This is a genomic window from Streptomyces sp. NBC_00249, from assembly GCF_026342355.1.
Lineage (GTDB): Bacteria > Actinomycetota > Actinomycetes > Streptomycetales > Streptomycetaceae > Streptomyces.
Genome location: NZ_JAPEMV010000004.1, coordinates 385,254 through 403,719, shown reverse-complemented (window position 1 = coordinate 403,719; position 18,466 = coordinate 385,254). Strand labels below are relative to the sequence as shown.

Annotated in this window: 21 protein-coding genes; 12 read left to right on the top strand and 9 right to left on the bottom strand. The window is 71.2% G+C overall.

Annotated features, from left to right (window positions below; genetic code table 11):
* Positions 1–51 precede the first annotated feature (51 nt).
* The gene (locus OOK31_RS20195) at positions 52–495 is read right to left on the bottom strand and encodes a pyridoxamine 5'-phosphate oxidase family protein (protein ID WP_267088683.1); all 444 of its coding nucleotides are present in this window, start codon (positions 493–495) and stop codon (positions 52–54) included.
* 171 nt (positions 496–666) lie between these two features.
* Positions 667–1,326: a response regulator transcription factor gene (locus OOK31_RS20190; RefSeq protein WP_030225053.1), complete on the bottom strand. Its 660-nt coding sequence runs from the start codon at positions 1,324–1,326 to the stop codon at positions 667–669.
* A 325-nt stretch (positions 1,327–1,651) separates the two neighbouring features.
* Here OOK31_RS20190 and pdhA point away from each other — a divergent pair, with 325 nt between their 5' ends.
* From pdhA to OOK31_RS20165, 5 genes are all read left to right on the top strand, one after another.
* Positions 1,652–2,860, top strand: a complete 1,209-nt coding sequence (gene pdhA / locus OOK31_RS20185; RefSeq protein ID WP_267088682.1) for a pyruvate dehydrogenase (acetyl-transferring) E1 component subunit alpha — start codon at positions 1,652–1,654, stop codon at positions 2,858–2,860.
* Positions 2,860–3,840: an alpha-ketoacid dehydrogenase subunit beta gene (locus OOK31_RS20180; protein WP_267088681.1), complete on the top strand. Its 981-nt coding sequence runs from the start codon at positions 2,860–2,862 to the stop codon at positions 3,838–3,840. The genes pdhA and OOK31_RS20180 overlap by 1 nt, the downstream gene beginning before the upstream one ends.
* 13 nt (positions 3,841–3,853) lie before the next feature.
* A complete protein-coding gene (locus OOK31_RS20175) occupies positions 3,854–5,332 on the top strand; it encodes a dihydrolipoamide acetyltransferase family protein (protein ID WP_267088680.1) in 1,479 nt (492 codons plus the stop codon).
* A 133-nt stretch (positions 5,333–5,465) separates the two neighbouring features.
* Positions 5,466–6,404: a GNAT family N-acetyltransferase gene (locus OOK31_RS20170; protein WP_267088679.1), complete on the top strand. Its 939-nt coding sequence runs from the start codon at positions 5,466–5,468 to the stop codon at positions 6,402–6,404.
* A 34-nt stretch (positions 6,405–6,438) separates the two neighbouring features.
* A complete protein-coding gene (locus OOK31_RS20165; RefSeq protein WP_267088678.1) occupies positions 6,439–7,203 on the top strand; it encodes a hypothetical protein in 765 nt (254 codons plus the stop codon).
* A gap of 66 nt (positions 7,204–7,269) precedes the next feature.
* Here OOK31_RS20165 and OOK31_RS20160 read toward each other — a convergent pair whose 3' ends face one another.
* The 5 genes from OOK31_RS20160 to OOK31_RS20140 form a co-directional block, all read right to left on the bottom strand.
* On the bottom strand, positions 7,270–8,427 hold the full coding sequence (locus OOK31_RS20160; protein WP_267088677.1) for a hypothetical protein: 1,158 nt from the start codon (positions 8,425–8,427) through the stop codon (positions 7,270–7,272).
* Positions 8,428–8,438: 11 nt separating this feature from the next.
* On the bottom strand, positions 8,439–9,503 hold the full coding sequence (locus OOK31_RS20155; protein WP_267088676.1) for a gluconolaconase: 1,065 nt from the start codon (positions 9,501–9,503) through the stop codon (positions 8,439–8,441).
* 417 nt (positions 9,504–9,920) lie between these two features.
* Entirely contained in the window at positions 9,921–10,334 is a 414-nt protein-coding gene (locus tag OOK31_RS20150) for a PPOX class F420-dependent oxidoreductase (protein ID WP_267088675.1), read from the bottom strand.
* A 72-nt stretch (positions 10,335–10,406) separates the two neighbouring features.
* On the bottom strand, positions 10,407–11,618 hold the full coding sequence (locus tag OOK31_RS20145; protein WP_267088674.1) for a DUF1266 domain-containing protein: 1,212 nt from the start codon (positions 11,616–11,618) through the stop codon (positions 10,407–10,409).
* A 10-nt stretch (positions 11,619–11,628) separates the two neighbouring features.
* A complete protein-coding gene (locus OOK31_RS20140; RefSeq protein WP_323188233.1) occupies positions 11,629–12,039 on the bottom strand; it encodes an ATP-binding protein in 411 nt (136 codons plus the stop codon).
* A 223-nt stretch (positions 12,040–12,262) separates the two neighbouring features.
* On the opposite strand from OOK31_RS20140, the gene OOK31_RS20135 reads away from it, so the two are divergent.
* The 3 genes from OOK31_RS20135 to OOK31_RS20125 are packed head-to-tail and all read left to right on the top strand — an operon-like array spanning position 12,263 to position 13,558.
* The gene (locus tag OOK31_RS20135; RefSeq protein WP_267088673.1) at positions 12,263–13,126 is read left to right on the top strand and encodes a helix-turn-helix transcriptional regulator; all 864 of its coding nucleotides are present in this window, start codon (positions 12,263–12,265) and stop codon (positions 13,124–13,126) included.
* 4 nt (positions 13,127–13,130) lie between these two features.
* Entirely contained in the window at positions 13,131–13,307 is a 177-nt protein-coding gene (locus OOK31_RS20130) for a DUF397 domain-containing protein (RefSeq protein ID WP_267088672.1), read from the top strand.
* The gene (locus OOK31_RS20125; RefSeq protein WP_267088671.1) at positions 13,304–13,558 is read left to right on the top strand and encodes a glutaredoxin domain-containing protein; all 255 of its coding nucleotides are present in this window, start codon (positions 13,304–13,306) and stop codon (positions 13,556–13,558) included. The genes OOK31_RS20130 and OOK31_RS20125 overlap by 4 nt, the downstream gene beginning before the upstream one ends.
* Before the next feature lie 38 nt (positions 13,559–13,596).
* Here the strand turns inward: OOK31_RS20125 and OOK31_RS20120 are convergent, their stop codons facing one another.
* A complete protein-coding gene (locus OOK31_RS20120; protein ID WP_267088670.1) occupies positions 13,597–14,376 on the bottom strand; it encodes a DNA-binding transcriptional regulator in 780 nt (259 codons plus the stop codon).
* A gap of 280 nt (positions 14,377–14,656) precedes the next feature.
* Here OOK31_RS20120 and OOK31_RS20115 point away from each other — a divergent pair, with 280 nt between their 5' ends.
* Together OOK31_RS20115 and OOK31_RS20110 are read left to right on the top strand one after the other, a co-directional pair.
* Complete coding sequence (locus tag OOK31_RS20115) at positions 14,657–15,118, top strand: hypothetical protein (RefSeq protein WP_267088669.1); 462 nt, start codon at positions 14,657–14,659, stop codon at positions 15,116–15,118.
* 69 nt (positions 15,119–15,187) lie between these two features.
* Positions 15,188–15,862: a class I SAM-dependent methyltransferase gene (locus OOK31_RS20110; protein ID WP_267088668.1), complete on the top strand. Its 675-nt coding sequence runs from the start codon at positions 15,188–15,190 to the stop codon at positions 15,860–15,862.
* Between the two features lie 82 nt (positions 15,863–15,944).
* Here the strand turns inward: OOK31_RS20110 and OOK31_RS20105 are convergent, their stop codons facing one another.
* Complete coding sequence (locus OOK31_RS20105; protein ID WP_267088667.1) at positions 15,945–16,226, bottom strand: type II toxin-antitoxin system Phd/YefM family antitoxin; 282 nt, start codon at positions 16,224–16,226, stop codon at positions 15,945–15,947.
* Between the two features lie 40 nt (positions 16,227–16,266).
* Here OOK31_RS20105 and OOK31_RS20100 point away from each other — a divergent pair, with 40 nt between their 5' ends.
* Together OOK31_RS20100 and OOK31_RS20095 are read left to right on the top strand one after the other, a co-directional pair.
* A complete protein-coding gene (locus tag OOK31_RS20100) occupies positions 16,267–17,487 on the top strand; it encodes a monooxygenase (protein ID WP_267088666.1) in 1,221 nt (406 codons plus the stop codon).
* 197 nt (positions 17,488–17,684) lie between these two features.
* Positions 17,685–18,428, top strand: coding sequence for a hypothetical protein (locus OOK31_RS20095; protein ID WP_267088665.1), 744 nt, complete (start codon positions 17,685–17,687; stop codon positions 18,426–18,428).
* The last annotated feature ends 38 nt before the right edge of the window (positions 18,429–18,466 follow it).

The window sequence follows — 18,466 nt, the reverse complement described above, 5'->3', positions numbered from 1 at the left end:
GGGCCCGGCGGAATGCATTCCGCCGGGCCCTTCCGCGTAGTCAGGTACTGCTCAGAGCACGTGCTGGTACTGACGGTCCGGTTGTTCGTGTTGTTCGCGGCGGTCCGCAATGCCCGCGAGGGTGTGCACGGTGACGAGCTGGGGTTCGATTCGCATGTAGACGGGGTCGAAGACCGCGCCGTCCACGAAATGCGGGACCGGACCGAAAAGCTCCAGTTCCGCGGTGGTCGGTTCGACGATCTGCGCCGTTCCGGTGAACTGCACGGACCACAGCCGGGACTCCCGGGAATTGCAGTTGTCCGCCCCGTAGGAGACGACACTGCCGTTGCAGGCCTGGTGATAGCCGAAACCGGCGTGCATTCTCAGGACCACCTTGCCGTCCACCACGATGTGGCGGGCGAGGGCGAGGAAGGGCAGCGCGCGCATGCTGGTGGCGACCCGGCCGTACGGCACCTGGCGCAGCAGTTCGATGGCGTGGAGTTCCTCAGGGGACATGCAGACCACTGTCCGGCACCGGAAGGGCGCCGGGAAAGAGGATCCCGCCCTCATGATCGAGGACGTTGGTCCCGAATCAAACCGTGCGCCCCGTGGAATCAGAGCGCCACGGGGCGTGACGCGCGCGGTCGTGAACCGGTACGGACCCGGTCGGCGACGGCTGGAGGCGGACTAGCGCTTCTCCGCCTGCAGGCGGGCCACGTACGCGGCGGCCTGGGAGCGGCGCTCCATGCCCAGCTTCGACAGCAGGCTGGAGACGTAGTTCTTGATGGTCTTCTCGGCCAGGTGCAGCCGCTCGCCGATGACGCGGTTCGTCAGGCCCTCGCCGATCAGGTCGAGGATCTTGCGCTCCTGCTCGGTGAGGTTGGAGAGCCGGTCGTCGCCCTTGCCGTTCTTGCCGTCGCGCAGCCGCTCCAGCACCCGCGCGGTCGCGACGGGATCCAGCAGCGACTTGCCGGCTGCGACGTCCCGTACGGCGCTGAGCAGCTCATTCCCGCGGATCGCCTTGAGGACGTAGCCCGAGGCGCCCGCCATGATCGCGTCGAACAGTGCCTCGTCGTCGGCGAACGAGGTGAGCATCAGGCACTTGATGTCCTCGTTCTGCGAGCGCACCTCGCGGCAGACCTCGACACCGCTGCCGTCGGGTAGCCGTACGTCGAGGACCGCGACGTCCGGGCGGGTGGCCGGAATCCGCACCAGTGCGTCCGCGGCCGTACCGGCCTCGCCGACGATCTCGATGTCGTCTTCGACCGACAAGAGCTCATGAACGCCCCGACGTACCACTTCGTGGTCGTCCAGGAGGAATACCTTGATTTTTCCGTCTTCGCGCACAAAGTCATCTTCACACACTCACCCCTTCCCTGCCGGAGTTACCCGGGATAACGTGCCGTTGTTCCGGCCCCCTGCAAGGCTGTGACCAGTGGTTGTTCCCGTGGCCCTGGATTTACTTGGATATCCAAGCAAAATCGCAGGTCAAACGGGGTTTCGCAGTTATGCGGCGCACTGGGTAACGTGCTTTGCGCAGGGCACTCGCCGGGGCACCTGTCACGCCTGAGTCCCGTACCGGCCGCGCACCCACCCCGTGCGCGGGTACGGATGCAGGTGAGCCGCACTGGACCCCGGAGAACCCGGGTGCCGGACCGACGGAGGAGCACACGTGACCGTGGAGAGCACTGCCGCGCGCAAGCCGCGACGCAGCAGCGGCACCAAGCGGGCGGCAGGCGCGGCGAGCGCCCGCAAGACCGCCGCTGCCACCGCACAGCCGCACGACGCCGAGCCTCAGCTCGTACAACTGCTGACGCCCGAGGGCGAACGGGTCGAGGCCGGGGACAACCCGGACGTCGCCGAGTTCGCGCCCTTCGTCGCGGACATCACCACCGAGGACCTGCGCGGGCTCTACCGCGACATGGTCCTGACCCGCCGCTTCGACGGCGAGGCGACCGCTCTCCAGCGCCAGGGCGAGCTGGGCCTGTGGGCCTCGCTGCTGGGCCAGGAGGCCGCGCAGATCGGTTCCGGCCGGGCCCTGCGCGACGACGACTACGTCTTCCCGACCTACCGCGAGCACGGTGTGGCCTGGTGCCGCGGCGTCGACCCGACGAACCTGCTCGGCATGTTCCGCGGTGTGAACCACGGCGGCTGGGACCCGACGACGAACAACTTCCACCTGTACACGATCGTCATCGGCTCGCAGACCCTGCACGCGACCGGTTACGCGATGGGTGTGGCCAAGGACGGCGCCGACTCGGCCGTCATCGCCTACTTCGGCGACGGCGCGTCCAGCCAGGGCGACGTGGCCGAGGCCTTCACCTTCTCGGCCGTCTACAACTCGCCCGTGGTGTTCTTCTGCCAGAACAACCAGTGGGCCATCTCGGAGCCCACCGAGCGCCAGATGCGCGTGCCGCTCTACCAGCGCGCGCAGGGCTTCGGCTTCCCGGGCGTCCGCGTCGACGGCAACGACGTCCTGGCCTGCCTCGCGGTCACCCGCTGGGCGCTGGACCGGGCCCGCCGGGGAGAGGGCCCGACCCTGGTCGAGGCGTTCACGTACCGCATGGGCGCGCACACCACCTCCGACGACCCGACGAAGTACCGGCGGGACGAGGAGACGGCGGCCTGGGAGGCGAAGGACCCGATCCTGCGCCTGAAGGCCCACCTGCTGGCCACCGGCGGCGCCGACGACGCCTTCTTCGAGGAGCTGGAGGCCGAGAGCGAGACCCTCGGCAAGCGGGTCCGCGAGGTCGTCCGCTCCATGCCCGACCCCGACACCATGGCGATCTTCGAGAACGTCTACGCGGACGGGCACGCGCTCGTCGACGAGGAGCGCGCCCAGTTCGCCGCCTACCTCGCGTCCTTCGAGGAGGGTCACTGATGGCCGTCGAAAAGATGTCTATCGCGAAGGCGCTCAATGAGTCGCTGCGCAAGGCGATGGAGAACGACCCCAAGGTCCTCATCATGGGTGAGGACGTCGGCAAGCTGGGCGGTGTCTTCCGCATCACCGACGGCCTGCAGAAGGACTTCGGCGAGGAGCGGGTCATCGACACCCCGCTCGCCGAGTCGGGCATCGTCGGCACCGCCATCGGCCTGGCCCTGCGCGGCTACCGGCCGGTCGTGGAGATCCAGTTCGACGGGTTCGTCTTCCCGGCCTACGACCAGATCGTCACCCAGCTCGCGAAGATGCACGCCCGCGCGCTCGGCAAGATCAAGCTGCCGGTCGTCGTCCGCATCCCCTACGCCGGCGGCATCGGCGCCGTCGAGCACCACAGCGAGTCCCCCGAGGCGCTCTTCGCGCACGTCCCGGGCCTCAAGGTGGTCTCGCCGTCCAACGCCTCCGACGCGTACTGGATGCTCCAGCAGGCCATCCTCAGCGACGACCCGGTGATCTTCTTCGAGCCGAAGCGGCGCTACTGGGACAAGGGCGAGGTCGACGTCGAGGCCATCCCCGGCGAGCTGCACAAGGCGCGCGTCGCGCGTTCCGGCACCGACCTCACCCTGGCCGCGTACGGCCCGATGGTGAAGGTGTGCCTGGAGGCGGCGGCCGCGGCGGCCGAGGAGGGCAAGTCGGTGGAGGTCGTCGACCTGCGCTCGATGTCCCCGGTCGACTTCGACGGGCTCCAGGCGTCGGTGGAGCGGACCCGCCGGCTCGTGGTCGTCCACGAGGCCCCGGTGTTCCTCGGCATGGGCGCGGAGATCGCCGCCCGCATCACGGAGCGGTGCTTCTACCACCTGGAGGCCCCGGTGCTGCGCGTCGGCGGCTTCCACGCCCCGTACCCGCCGGCCCGCCTGGAGGACGAGTACCTGCCCGGCCTGGACAGGGTGCTCGACGCCGTCGACCGCTCGCTGGCGTACTGAGGAGAACCGCGTCATGACGATCCGCGAATTCAAGATGCCCGACGTGGGCGAGGGCCTCACCGAGGCCGAGATCCTCAAGTGGTACGTCCAGCCGGGTGACACGGTCACCGACGGTCAGGTCGTCTGCGAGGTGGAGACGGCGAAGGCGGCCGTCGAGCTGCCGATCCCCTTCGACGGAGTGGTGCACGCGCTGCTCTTCGAGGAGGGCGTGACGGTCGACGTCGGCCAGGTCATCATCTCGGTGCAGACCGGCCCGGGCGGTTCCGACGCGGCCCCGGCCGGCTCGGAGGCCGCCGAGGCGGCTGCTCCGGCCGCGCCCGTCGCCGAGGCCGCTCCCGCCGCTCCCGCCGCCGAGGAGGCTCCGGCCGCCCGGCAGCCCGTGCTGGTGGGTTACGGGGTCTCCACGGCCTCCACCAAGCGCCGCCCCCGCAAGGCGGCCGAGGGCGCCCCCGCGCAGAACGGCACGGCCCCGGCCCCCGCCGTGGCCGCGCAGAACGGCACGGCCGCCCCGGCGGCTCCGGCCGCTCCCGCGCCCGTCGTGGTACCGGCGCAGCCGGGCGGTGAGCGTCCGCTGGCGAAGCCGCCGGTGCGCAAGCTCGCCAAGGACCTGGGCATCGACCTGGCCGTGGTGGTACCCACCGGTGACGGCGGGGTCGTGACCCGGGAGGACGTGCACGCCGCCGCGGCGGCCGCGATCGTCCCGGCGCCGGCGCCGGCCCCGGTGGCTCCGGTGGCTCCGGTGGAGGCTCCCGCACCCGTGGCGGCCGCCCCGCAGGCCGCAGCGGCCTCGGCGCGCGAGACCCGTATCCCGGTCAAGGGCGTCCGCAAGGTCACCGCCCAGGCGATGGTCGGCTCCGCCTTCACCGCGCCGCACGTCACCGAGTTCATCACTCTCGACGTGACCCGGACGATGAAGCTGGTCCAGGAACTCAAGGACGACCCGGACCTCGCGGGGCTCCGGATCAACCCGCTCCTGCTGATCGCGAAGGCCGTCCTCGTCGCGATCCGCCGCAACCCGGACGTCAACGCGTCCTGGGACGAGGCGGCCCAGGAGATCGTGCTCAAGCACTACGTCAACCTGGGCATCGCGGCCGCCACCCCGCGCGGGCTGATCGTGCCGAACATCAAGGACGCGCACGCCAAGACCCTCGGCGAGCTGTCCACGGCCCTGTCCGAGCTGGTCGCCACGGCCCGCGACGGCAAGACCTCCCCGGCCGACATGCAGAACGGCACCATCACCATCACCAACGTCGGCGTCTTCGGCGTCGACACCGGTACGCCCATCCTGAACCCCGGCGAGTCCGCGATCCTCGCGGTCGGCGCGATCAAGCTCCAGCCGTGGGTCCACAAGGGCAAGGTCAAGGCCCGCCAGGTCACCACCCTGGCGCTGTCGTTCGACCACCGCCTCATCGACGGCGAGCTCGGTTCCCGCTTCCTGGCGGACATCGCGGCCGTCCTGGAGCACCCGCGCCGGCTGATCACCTGGTCGTAGCGGTCCGCCGTACGCCCCTGGGGGCCGTTCCCGCGCACACCGGTGCGGGACCGGCCCCCGTGGCGTGCGGGCTCGTACCGCTCGGCGGCCGAAATCCATGGCTGGAAATGTCACGCCGTGTGATCATCGCCGGATGATCTACCGTGCTGCCACCGCAGACCCCGCCGACCTCGACCGCGCCCTCGCCTACCCGGCCGACGGCCCCGTCGCCGCCCTGACCCCCGACCGGGTCCGCGAGGAACTCGCCGCGAACCAGATCCGGCCCGAGTGGATCTGGTTCGCCGAGGACGAGGACGGCCGCCTCCTCGCCCGCGCCCTGTGGTGGGGCCGCGCCGACAGCGAGCGGCCCGTCGCCCTCGACTGCCTCCACGTCCGTGCGGACGTCGCCGACCCGGCCGCGCTCGCCGCCGGCCTGCTGGCCGCCGGGCACGCCGCCTTCGGCAAGGCCCCGGTCTACAACCTGTCCCTGCCCCGCGACTGGCGCGCCGACGCGGAGCTGGTCGCGGCCGTGGCATGGCGGCAGGAAGCCGCGTACCGGGCCGGTCTGACCCAGGAGATCGAGCGCCTGCGCTACGAGTGGACCCCCGCCGCCGGGACCGCTGAGCCCACCGGGCGCCTCGTCTTCCGCGAGGGCACCGACGAGGAGTTCCTCGACGGCTTCGCCCGGCTCTCCCGGGGCAGCCTCGACCTCAACACCCAGCAGGAACTGGCCGTGACGACCGAGGAGGAGTTCGCCAAGGACGACTTCGCCTACTACCTCGACTGCCCGGGCGAGCGCTCCTGGTGGCGCCTGGCCCACCTCCCCGACGGCACCCTCGCCGGCATGGCCATCCCCTCCGCCACCCCCTACCACCGCAACGTCGGCTACCTCGGCGTCGTCCCCGAGCAGCGCGGCAAGGGACTGATCGACGAGGTGCTCGCCGAGATCACCCGCTTCCACGCGGCCGCGGGCGCCGACCGGATCACCGCCACCACCGACACCGTCAACGTCCCCATGGCCGCCGCCTTCGACCGGGCCGGCTACGAGGTCACCGAGATCCGTCTCGTCCTGGAGCGGCCCGCCGGCGCCTGAGGCGGTAACCTCCCGCCCGGGGAAGGGGGGCCGGGTGCCCATCACCGAGCTGCAGGTGTACTCCGTCGAGGAGGCCGACGTCACGGGCGGGGTGTGCGTCGTGCGCTGCCTGGGCGGCATCGCCCGCGCCGGACAGGTCTACGCCGTGGGGGAATCCCGGCTCGGCCTGCGCGGCATCGAGCGCTACGGGCGGACCGTCGGCTTCTTCGACGCCGGTCACGTGGCGAAGGTCCGCCTCACGGGCGCCATGGTCGCGCTCCTCACCCGGGGCCAGGTCCTGACGTCCGTACCGCCCGAGGGGCACGCCCTGGAGGAACTGGAGGCCTGGCTGGCCACGGAGCCGCCGCTCGGCGACGAGCCCCTGCCGCAGACCCTGCGGGCCCTCGCCGGGACGCGGATGCAGGACGAAGGCCTGCCCCGCGAGGTCCGGGTGCGCTGGGGCCGGGTGACACTGGCCGCGATCCGGCGCCTGGCCGAGGAGGAGGGCATCCCCGAACTGCACTGGTGGGCCGACGTGGCCTACGTACGCTGCTACTTGATCCGCTTCCTCGGCCAGGAGAGCACCGAGGACCCGGCGGGCCTGTGCGCCGAACTGCTCGGGCTGATCGACCTGACCCCGGACGAGGCCGCCGCGCAGGGACCCTCCTGGCGGGAGCTGCCGACCCCGCGCATCCGGCACCTGCGCCGCGTCAAGAGCCTGACCCACTGGATGACCCAGCTGCGCCCGTACCTGGCGGCCGACGACCCCCTGGCGGAGGCCGTCGACGCCTGGGCGGCGGTACGCCCGCTGCTGCCGTAGGACCCGGGACCCCGGACCCGGCCGCCGCCGGCCGGGTCCCTGCCGTACCGCGTATGCCGGAAGGCCCTACGGCACGACCTTGCCGACGCCGCCCAGGGCCTGGACGGCGCGCTGGTCGATCTGCCACAGCTGGCCTTCACGGTTGCTGACGTAGATCCAGCCGTTGACGGTGTCCAGCGCGAGCCCCTCGCAGGCCCCCAGGCCGGAGGCCACCACGCGCTGGGCGCCGTCGGCGAGGGTGATCTCGTAGAGCCGGCCGCCCGCGTGGTCGATGGTGTAGGCCCGGCCCGCGCCGTCGAGTTCCACGCGGATGGTGGTCGCGCCGGCGAGGGTGGTCACGACGCGGTGGGTGCCGTTGCCGAGGTCGACCTCGTAGAGCTTGCCGCTGCCGTCCTTCTGGCCGACGTACGCCTTGCCCTTCCCGTCGAGTGCCACGCCGCCGAGGCCCGAGCCCAGAGCGGTGGAGATCGTGGTCTTCTGCCCGCCCGCCAGGTCGACCGCGATCAGGTGGCCGTCGTTCCAGGTGGCCACGTACGCCTTCCCCACACCGTCCAGGGCCACGCCGTACGGGCCCGTGATGTCGGCGAGCTTGCGGGAGGAGCCGGTGGACAGGTCCACCGCGAGCAGGCGGTTGCCGGACCAGTCGGTGGTCCAGGCCCTGCCCTGGCGGTCCACTGCCACGTCGCCGATGTCGCCCAGGGCGCTCGCGGCCACGCGCGTGGCGCCGGTGGAGATCTTCACCGCGGTCAGCTTCAGGCCGCCCCGGTCGCCGACGTACGCCGTGTCGAGCGCGGGGTCGACCGCCAGGCCCTCGGAGGTGCCCAGACCCGTCGCGATGAGGGTGTAGCTCCTCTTGTTGGCCAGGAGCTTCGACAGGTCTTCGAGCTTGGGCATGTCCTCGTCGCCGATGCTCACCGTCGGCGGTCCGAAGGCCTTCGTGGTCGACGAGGCCATGGTGGACGCCGAGCCCGGGTCCTCGGAGACCTGGCGCTGTGCGGCGGCCATGCCCTGGGCGTTGTGGAAGAGCGGGCCCAGGAAGCCCATGACGTCGAAGGCCCCGTGCGCGGTCTGGCGTACGAGCCACGGGTCGCGCTCGCTCTCCAGCTTGCGCACGGCCTCCGAGACGTCGCCGGCTCCCGGAGTGTCCTGGTTGAGCTTCTGGGCGGACTGGTCGGCGGAGCCGGCCTCGTCCCCGCCGTTGTCGAAGATGTTCTTGAAGGACATGGGATTAACTCCTAGAGCGGCTGCTTCTGGTTCTGGTAATCGAGCACTTCCGGCTGGAAAACGCGGTGTTCTCCGGCACGGACGGCGACGGTCTCTGCCGTCCCCTTCTGCATGAACCGCTTCTTTTCGTCAGCCAGGTCGAATCGGCTTCCATCGAGGGCGGATTCGCCGAGTTTCCACGCGATGACCTTGGAATATTTCGGTTCTGTGCCCTGCTTGGCGGTTTCCTTGACCTCGACCGGATCGGGATAGTACAAGGCGACCCAGCCGCCGAAGGTGACGGGGAATTCGTAGTCGAACTGGCGGATCTGGCGCCGCGTCGTGGCCATGACGTCCGCCCGGCTCATGACGTCGAAACTGACCGACGACACGTGCTTCCATTCGGTGGTCAGCGAACCGCTGATGGAGCCGGTGATCCCGAGCGCCAGCTCTCCCCACAGCTCCCCGGTGCCGGTGACGGAACTCGTGGCCTGGGTGTTGCTCGTGGCCTCGGTCTGGGACTCCGTGTTGACGCCCTGGTTGTCCTTGCTGTTGAGCAGGGTGGTCTTCTGGTACTGCTTCATCTCCATGCTCTTCTGGAGCTGTTGCTGGAGCGACGCGATGGACTTCGCCCCGAAGGTGAGTTTCACCTCCCCCTGGAGCGACCAGCTGACCGTGTTCGAGATCGAGAATTCGACCGTGTCCGTCACGGTGATTTTGATCGGGTCTGTCCCGTTGATGTACGTCTGCTTGGAAATCATGTCGGGGGGCGGCTGCTGGATGTCGCTCCGCTCCTCGATGACGGGTACGCCGACGTTCATGAAGGCGCGCCAGCCGCGCTCGCGCGCGTTCTGTTCGTCCTGCGGGAATCCGCCGTAGCGCACCTGGTTCAGGGAGAACCCGACGGGATCGATCTGTTTTCCCCCCGCCTGGGGAGTCCGCTTGAACGCGTTCCTGAGCAGATTCCGCTCCAGGATGCCGGCGGCCCTGGCGGCGATGTCGAGTTCTTCCTGGTTCCGTGTGGTCAGTGGGTGGCGCATGAATACGTCGTTGATGTAGGCCGTGCCCACATCGTTCCTCGCGCTGCTGTCGCCCATGCTCTTTCGTCCCTCCCTGCGTCGCAGGTCGGTGACGCTACGCATCAGTAGCCAAGTGCACAGCGAGCTGAACTCGCCACCTGGTGACAACCGGACAGAGGCCGCTGACCACGTAAGTGATCATGTGCGGGCGAGGCGCGGCCCCGGGGCGGGTGGGCGGTTCAGGTGCGGTTTCTCTTGATCCACTGAGGTCAAGATCGCGGACGGGGTGCGGCGGCCGGGCTCCCGGCCGGGTGTGCGGGGGTGTCCGGATACACATCCCTGGGGCTGCCTCGGCGTAGTCGGGCTTCCGCTTCCGGCTCGATCTTGTCTCGGTTGGATGTTCGACCACGCGGCCCACCGCGCGGGCCGGGACGGTCGCGGGCGGCCGCACCGGACGGCGGCCCCCGCGACCGGTGCGGCCCAGGTCCTGTCGGCCTAGGCCTTGGCGGCGTTCCCGAGGACCTTGGTCGGGGTGATGCGCACGACCACGCGTACCGCACCGTCCGAGGGGTCCAGGTAGTCCTTCGCGGCTTCCGCGCCCACGTACTCCTCGGCTATGCGGCCGGCGACCGCCCGGCCGATGTCCTCGGTGAGGGTGGCGGTGCCGCGGATCTCGGCGTAGAGGTAGGGGTTGGCGAGGTCGAAGACGGTCAGGCCGACGCGGGCGTCGCGGGCGATGTTCAGCTCCTTGCGGCGGCCGCGCTCGGTGGAGATCAGCAGGTCGTCGCCGTCACGGCTGACCCAGACCACCGAACTCTGCGGGGCGCCGTCGGGGTTGAGGGTGGAGAGGACCGCCGGGTGCGGGGCGTCGAGGAGCTGTCGCACGGTGTCGTTCAGCGCAATAGTCATGCGGCCGAGGGTAATTGGGCCCGACGTGCCGCACGGGGTGGTTTCGAGCCACGCCTGAGGACTAACCGAAGTTCACGGCTTCCAGGGGATGTTGACCCATGGGCTGGCCGGATCGGTGGTCAGCAGCAGGTGCGCGGCGAGGCCGCCGGTGTACCAGTCCCCGAACTCCTCCTCGTCGAAGTGCAGGCACCTCCCCAGGACGTACCCGGCGGAGAACTCCTCCCACGAGCGGTACGTCCCCCGGGCCGCCTCCCCGGCGCGCAGGACGCCCCGCTCGGCGTCCTCGAGGGTGCCGTAGCGGGCGCCGAGGCCCCAGCGGGCCATCTGGGAGGCGCGGCCCTGGTCCCAGGCCAGGGCGGAGCGGACCCAGCCGTCCTCGGGCAGCAGCCCGTCGGCGCGGAAGCGCTGCTCGTAGCGGGCGATCCGGCCGATGAGCCGGCGCACCCCGGCGATCTCGCCCTCGACCTCGGCGGAGGGGCGCGGCTCGGCGAGGGTGACCCCGTCGGGGGTGAGCTGCGGTTCGGCGGCCAGCTCGGCGCTGCGGCGCAGGCCGGCCTCGGCGGCGTGCCGCCAGTGCTCGACGTCGACGGGCCCGGCGAAGTCGGAGGCCAGGACCCGGCGCACGCGCAGGGCGTACTCCCAGACGGGGCTGACCACGCGGGCGCCGAGCAGGGCTTCGAGGGTCTGTAGCCAGCCGGTGCGGTCGGTGATGTCCCAGCTCTCGCGCAGGCGCTCGCGCTGCCGCTGGTAGCCGTTGCCGTGGTAGGCGAGGGCGTTCCAGAACTCCCGGTTGGTGACGGCGAGATGGCCGCCGACGGCGAGGCCGTGGGCGACGGGGCCGTGCAGCGGGCCGCCGGTGAACAGGGCGTGGACCCGGTTCTCGGCGAGGCCGTACGTGGTGGCCGTCTCGGCGTGGGCACGCCAGCGGGCGACGTCGGCGGGGGTGGTCGTGAGGTAGGCCTCGCAGGGCGTGCCCGGGTTCACGGCGAGGTAGGCGGGGTCGGTCGGGGCCCAGACCTTCGCGAACCAGCGCAGGCTCTGCGACTCGTACACCGTCTCGGGGGTGGGCACGGGCAGGGTGCCGGCGGTGTGGACGACGAGCGCGTTGTGCGGGGTGGGGTAGAAGCGCACGGTGTCCGGCTCGGCGTCGGCCCGGGCGCGGGGCTGCGCGAGGAACAGCTGGGAGCGGGCGAGGGTGTCCAGGTACGCGGCCCAGTCCCCCCGGGCCTTCGCCTCGTACAGCTCTCTCTCGATCGCGCTCGGCGCCGTCCAGCCACCATCCATACGGCTGACTTTATCCGGCTCCCTCCGGCCCCAGCTCCGCCCATACGGTCTTCCCGACCACCCGCTCGCTGACCCCCCAGTCGCGGGTGAGCGCCCCGACGATGTGCAGCCCCCGCCCGAACCGGTCCCCGGGCCCGGCCGCCCTCGGTTCGGGGCGCCGCTCGCCTTTCGGATCGGTGACCTCGATGCGGAGCACTGCTCCGGTGAGCCGCAGCTCCACCCGCAGGTACCGGTCGGCGACCGAGCCGTGCAGCAGCGCGTTGGTGGTCAGCTCGCTGGTCACGAGCGCCACGTCCGCCGCGATCCCGGGCTGCCCCCACGCCACCGCGAGCCACGCGGCGCGGCGGCGGGCCGCCGGTACCGAGTCCTGGCGGGGCGGGTAGTTCCGTACGTCGTACCGCTGGAGCCCGTCCATGTCCATGTGGGTGCACCTCCGGTGGGGCGGTGGCATGCCGGGGCGCTGCCGCGCGGGCAGTCCGGTGCGCTTCCGCCAACTGATGCTGCGCGGTGAGCAGTTCGTCACCGACGGTAGGGCCGCCTTGGATGGGGGTGCAAGCTATTCCGGGGAAATCTATCCCCAGGGAGTAGTTGTGTCGTTCGCTCCGCGCGGTGAAGACTGCGTCAGGTACGAGGAGGTGGATCAAGTGCCCACGGACAACCGGGTGTCGACGGTGCTCGCTCGGAGGCTGGGTGGCGAGCTGCTGCGGTTGCGGGACGCGGCAGGGCTGACGCAGCCGCAAGCGGCGCAGGTGCTCAGTGCGACTGCGGCGAAGATCGCAAAGATGGAGCGCGGCTGGGTGCCGTTCCGGGATCCCGACATCGTCGCCCTGTGCAAGCTGTACGGCGTGACGGACGAGGCGGACGTCGACAGCCTGCTGTCCCTGGCGAAGTTGGACCGCGAGCGCCGCAAGGCCAAGGGCTGGTGGCAGCAGATGCCCATCGTGGGCGGTCTGGGCGAGTACATCGCGATGGAGGAGGTCGCCACACGCATCCGCACGTGGCAGCTGGCCCTCGTGCCCGGGCTGCTCCAGACCCCGGAGTACATCCGGGCGTTGGGTGTCACCTCGAATTGGACACATCCCGATGAGATCGAGGCGCTGGTGAGCTCACGGATCAAGCGGCAGGCGCGACTGTCGGGTGACCGGCCTCTGGAGTTCCATGCGGTGCTGTGGGAGGCGGCGCTGCGCCAGCAGGTCGGTGGCCCCGATGTGATGCGCGCACAGCTCGACCACTTGGTGGAGGTGGCGCGACTGCCGCACGTCCACGTGCAGGTTCTGCCGTTCCGCACGGGGACCTATCACGGTGCCAACGGCTCGTTCAACATCGTGTCGTTCTCGGAGCCCGGGGCGCTGGAAGTCGGCTACGCCGAGGCCATCGGCTCTACCCTGTGGGCAGAAGGGGCGGAAGCCAATGCTGCCTACACCCGCGCGTTCGCCCAGGTTTCACGGCTGAGCCTTGCACCGCACGACTCGGTGAACCTGATCGACGCCATCAGCAAAGGTATGTAAGACCGTGAACCAGTTCGAGTTCGTGAAGTCCAGCTACAGCGAAGGCCAGGCCAACACCGAGTGCGTCGAAGTGGCCACGAACGTCGCCGGCGTGGTCGCGGTCCGGGACAGTAAGCAGACCGACGGGCCCGTCATCGAGGTCACCCCCACCGCCTGGGCGGCGTTCGCGGGCGCGCGGTGAATCCCGGGATAACCGTCTACTGGCGGCCCGGCTGCGCGTTCTGCATCGCGCTCTGGAGCAAGCTCCGGCTCACCGGGACCCCGTACCGTCCCGTGAACATCTGGCGGGACCCGGAGGCGGCGGCCTTCGTGCGCGGCGTCAACGACGGCAACGAAACGGTGCCGACGGTCCGCGTCGTCTCCCCGACCGGCACAGAAACGGTCCTCACCAACCCCTCCCTCACCCGCATCCGCGAGGCCCTGTCCGCGTGACCCGAGGCCCCGCTCCTGGGCCTTCGGCATTCCGGTGCCTACTCGGGGGCCCGGCTGTACTGCTCCAGGGCGGCCTTCGACGTGGAGCGGTCCACCAGCCGCAGCTCCCACGGCCCCGTGTTCACGTCGAAGTCCTTCCCGAAGCCGACCCACTTCCCGGCCATGCGTCGGCCGGTCGGCTCGACCAGGAGCTGAATCGCTCCGTGGTACCGGGCTCCGTTGTAGTAGCCGTCCGAAGCGGTCTGCTCGACCCACGACCCCGTGACGACGTTCCGGTCCACGGTGAGATCCAGGGTGAGCGGGCTGTCCGGGTTGCTGGACGCCCCCGGCAGGCTCTGAGCGGTCAGCCGGTTTCCGTGCTGGACGAGCACGACGTAGTGCTTGCCCTCGTACGTCTCGGCCCGGCTGGACGAGTAGAACTCGTACCGGCTGAGCCACACCCCCGAGAACGCTTCGGCGGCTGCCCGTGCGGCCGTCTGAGCGCCTACAGCGGCGGAAGTGACCCCACCCGCTCCCGCGTCCATGTCATGCCCTCCCGTCCCGTCTGCGTGGACCCTGGCCATCGGTACCGGCAGGGTGAAGCCCAGGGCCTCGACCGGACGGCCCGTGACCCGTTCTAACGCCCTGGCGTACACACCTCGGGGCGTCTTGCTCGTACCGGCCTCCCAGCGCTGCACCAGACGCTTCGAGGCCTCGTTGGGCTCACCCAGTTCTGCACCTGCCCGGCGGATCGCCTTGGCGAAGTCGTCCTGGCTCATCCGCAGGCCGATACGCACGGCCCGGAGCACATCATTCGGCACCACGGCGGTCGTCGTCATGACGTCAAAGCTAGAACGAACTGCCGCCTAATGACACCTAATTGACGCCCTTGTAGGTGTCATTGACGCCCATCTCAGTGACGTCCCGGTGACGCCCGCTCCGTCGTCGCTCCGACCCGGCCTCCAGGGCGAACATCGAACCCTTCAACAGGACCGGGCAGCACCAGGAGGGAGAGCAACGGCTACGACGGTGCGGGTGTCCCACAGCAGGGGCAGCGTCCGCCGCTCGGCCGGCGTGCACGTGCCCTCGACGCTTCCCCGAGACCAGGAAGGCACAGACATGACGATCACCCGACTGACCCGACTGAACCTCTCCGAGGTTCAGGACCTCATCGGCCCCGAGCTGCGGGCCGACCTCATCACGTTCGTCCGTGAGGACTACTGGCCGGAGCTGACCGGCGAGCTCGGCGAGCGCGGCGTGAACCAGCTGATCGCGTTCCTCGCTGCCACCCGCATGACAGACGGCAAGATGACCCCGAGCCTTCGCGTGGACCTGTTCTGGCACGGCTTCGTGCTCCACACGAAGCCGTACGCTGACTTCTGCGAGGCCCTCGGCGCGTTCATCCACCACGTCCCCGACCGGAGCCGGCACAACCCCAAGGAGGGCCGCAAGGCCCTGGCCCGGACGGTGGAGACGATCCGCGCGGCCGGTTTCGGCATCGACGCCGAGTTCTGGCCGAACGAGGGGGCCGCTGACTGCTCCCAGAGCTATGCCGGCTGCTCCGACAGCCCCGTGAGTTAGCAACCCGCCAACGCCAGCCGCCCGGTATCGCGCCGGGCGGCTGTCGCCATTGACGAGAACGGACCGGCAGTGACTGACAACCGCAGTGCCGCTTGGGACCATTACGCGCAGAGCAAGCCCCAGCGGCGACGGACCAATGCCAACGGTGAGACCACGTGGTTCAACTGGACCCAGTACGCCGACCACGGCCCCGGGGCGGAAGTGCTGGCGTCAAAGCCGGGCGACAGTGCGCTGGACCTCGGGTGCGGTTCCGGCGGGAACGCCGCTCACCTCGCCACCCTGGGCATGCGGTCGGTAGGGCTCGACCTCTCGGAGAGGCAGCTCGCCAAGGCACGTGAGCGGTGGCCGGACGTGGACGGCCTGGAGTTGTACCGGGGCGACGCCCTCACCTACCTCGGAGACACCAGCACGGTCTTCGACGCGATCTACAGCGTCTTCGGCGCTGCCTGGTTCACCGACCCCGGGCTGTTGCTCCCCGTCGTTCGCGCGCACCTCAAGCCGGGCGGTGTGTTCGCCCTGTCCCAGCGGCCCCCTGTCGAAGGCTGCTACGGCTGCCAGGCGTCGTATATCCCGCGTGGCGCCGACGAGGACCCCGCCGTCGTGAAGCGGTGGGACTACGAGCCCGATACCTGGTGCTCGCTCCTCAAGGAGTACGGGTTCCCCGACGTGACCATCACCGTCATTCCGGCCCCCGATCACGAGAAGCGCACCATGGGCACGCTGCTGGTCCGAGCCGTGGTGTAGACGGCGGTGGCGCTGGGCCGTAGGGGTCGTGGGTCCGGGTGGATCGGACGGGCTCTGGCCGGCTTGGGTGTCGTGTCGGGGCTCAGCCATGTGGGGAGCGGCACTGTGCGGCCATCGCTTCGAGCGAGAGGAAGCCGGCCGTCCCCTCGGCCTCGGCTTCGTCGGCCAGCCGGCCCAGCCAGGCGTCCTCGGCCTGTTCGGCGAGGTGTCGCAGGCGCCGGTACTCGTCGATGTCGACCAGCACGGCTTCTTCCTTGCCGCGGCGGGTAATGACGGTGGGAGTCCCGTCGCGGCGGGCGCGGTCGATGACGTCCGCGAGGTGGGAGCGTACTTCGGCCATGGATGCGACTACCGGCTCAGTCATGTAGCGAATGTGGCAGACGTACATCTGATGCGAGGTGCTCATGCGGGGCGGAACGGTGGCTGTGGTCGGCGGGAGCATCGCCGGGTGTGCGTTCGCTTCGGCGGCGGTGCGGGCGGGGGCCGGGGAGGTCGTCGTGCTGGAGCGGACGCGCGGGCGGCTCGCCGACCGGGGGCTCGGGCTGTGCGTCCACGACGACCGGGCCGCCGAGCTGGCCGCCGCCGGGGCGCTGCCCGGCGGGATCCCCGCGCACCGGCTGGAGCGGCGCCGGTGGGTGGTGCGGGATGCGGGCGCGGCGGGCGGGCGGCTCATCTGGGAGCAGCCGTTCCCGTTCCACTCGTACCACTGGGGGCTGCTCTGGCGCGGGCTGTACGAAGCCACCCCGGACGGGGTCGAGTTCCGGCAGGGCGTGACGGTGGCGGGCGTGGACGGGGGCTCCGGCCGCGCCGAGGTGCGGCTCGCCGACGGGACCGTCGAACGGTACGACCTGGCCGTCGGCGCGGACGGCTACCGTTCCGTGGTCCGCGAGGCGGTCTGCCCCGGGGCGCGGCCGCAGTACGCCGGGTACGTGTGCTGGCGCGGGAACCTCGACGCCGCGCGGCTCGCGCAGCTCGGCCGGGACACCGACCCGCACCCCCGCGCGGTCACCACCGTCTGCTTCCCGGGCGGGAGTTGCGTGATCTACCGCATCCCCGGCCCCGACGGCCCGCGCCTCAACTGGGTGCTCTACGCGCCGCCCCCGCAGGACGGCCGGCTGCGCTTCGACGACCCCACCAGCTTCCCCGCCGGCGCCCTGACCCCCGAGCTCGCGCAGCACCTGCGGGCCCTGCTGGAACGGGAGTTCCCGCCCTACTGGGGGCAGGCGCTCGCGCTGACCGACCCGGCCGACACCTTCGTGCAGCCCATCTACGACCTCGACACCGCCCGCGTCACCGCCGCCGGGCTGCTCCTCGCGGGGGACGCGGCCACCGTCGTACGCCCGCACAACACCAGCGGCGCCGCCAAGGCCCTCCAGGACGCGGCGGCGTTCGGGGCGGCCTGGAGCCGCTCCGGGTCCTGGGCGGAGCTGCTGCGCGACTACCAGGCGGCCCGCGGCCCGGCCGGCCGGGACCTCGTCGCCCTCGCGCGCCGGCTCGGGCGGGCGCAGGTCGAGCGGACCCCGGCCTGGGCGGCGATGGGCGAGGGGGAGGTGGCCGCGTGGTGGCAGGGGCAGCTGGGCGGGGCGGCGGGCCTCGGCGGCGGGGCGCTGCCGCCTGCATCCTGACGGGCCATCACGCACGGGTGACGGTGTCGCCGCTGGTCAGGGCGGTACGTACGCCGGTTGCCCGGCGTGTCCCCGGGGGTCGGGTCGGGGCTGCGGTTGCGGGGCCCGGCGGGCTGTCCCTACGTGGACCGGGACACGTCCCATGTCACCGCTGTCCCCGTTTGCCCCGCTGTCCCCGCTGGACAAGGAGAGATCCGTTGCGCCGCTTCACCCGCTACACCGTCCCCGCAGCCCTCTGCGTGACCCTGCTGGCCGCGTCCCCCGGCCTCGCGGGCGCCGCCGCCGCTCCCGGACGCCCGCCCGTCGCCGCCGCGCCCGCCGGGAAGGCCGTCCCCGGGGCCGAGGCGCTGCTCGCGCAGGTCCAGTCGCTGGGCGGCCTGGGCGCGGTGCTGTCGCCCGTCACCGACCTCCTGGCCGCCGTCCTCAAGTCCCCCGACGGCAAGGTCCCGGAGGCGGACCTGAACGCACTCAAGGCGAAGGCCGACTCGGCACTGGCCGACCTGAAGGCCAACCTCCCGGCCACCCCCGCCCTCCCGGTCCCCGCACCCCCGGTGGATGCCCCCAAGCTCCCGGTGGACCCGCCGAAGCTCCCGGTGGATGCCCCCAAGCTCCCGGTGGACCCGCCGAAGCTCCCGGTGGATGCCCCCAAGCTCCCGGTGGACGCCCCCAAGCTGCCCATCATCACCGGCGCCGCCAAGGCGAAGCCCGCGCCCGGGCCGCTCGACGGTGTCAACGCCGCCCTCGACAAGCTCAAGGCCTCCCTCGACGCCCTCGCCAAGGTCGCCGGGCCCTGCGGCTGTGCGACCGACGCCAAGGCCAAGGTCACCGACGTGGTGACCGACCTGGTCGCCGCCCTCGTCGCCCTCCTCACCGGCCTCGGCCTCCCGGGCCTCCCCGCGCTCCCACCCGTCCCGGCCCCGGTCCCGCTGCCCGTCCCCTGACGCCCGGTACCTCCCCACGGCCCCGGCAGCGTTCGGAT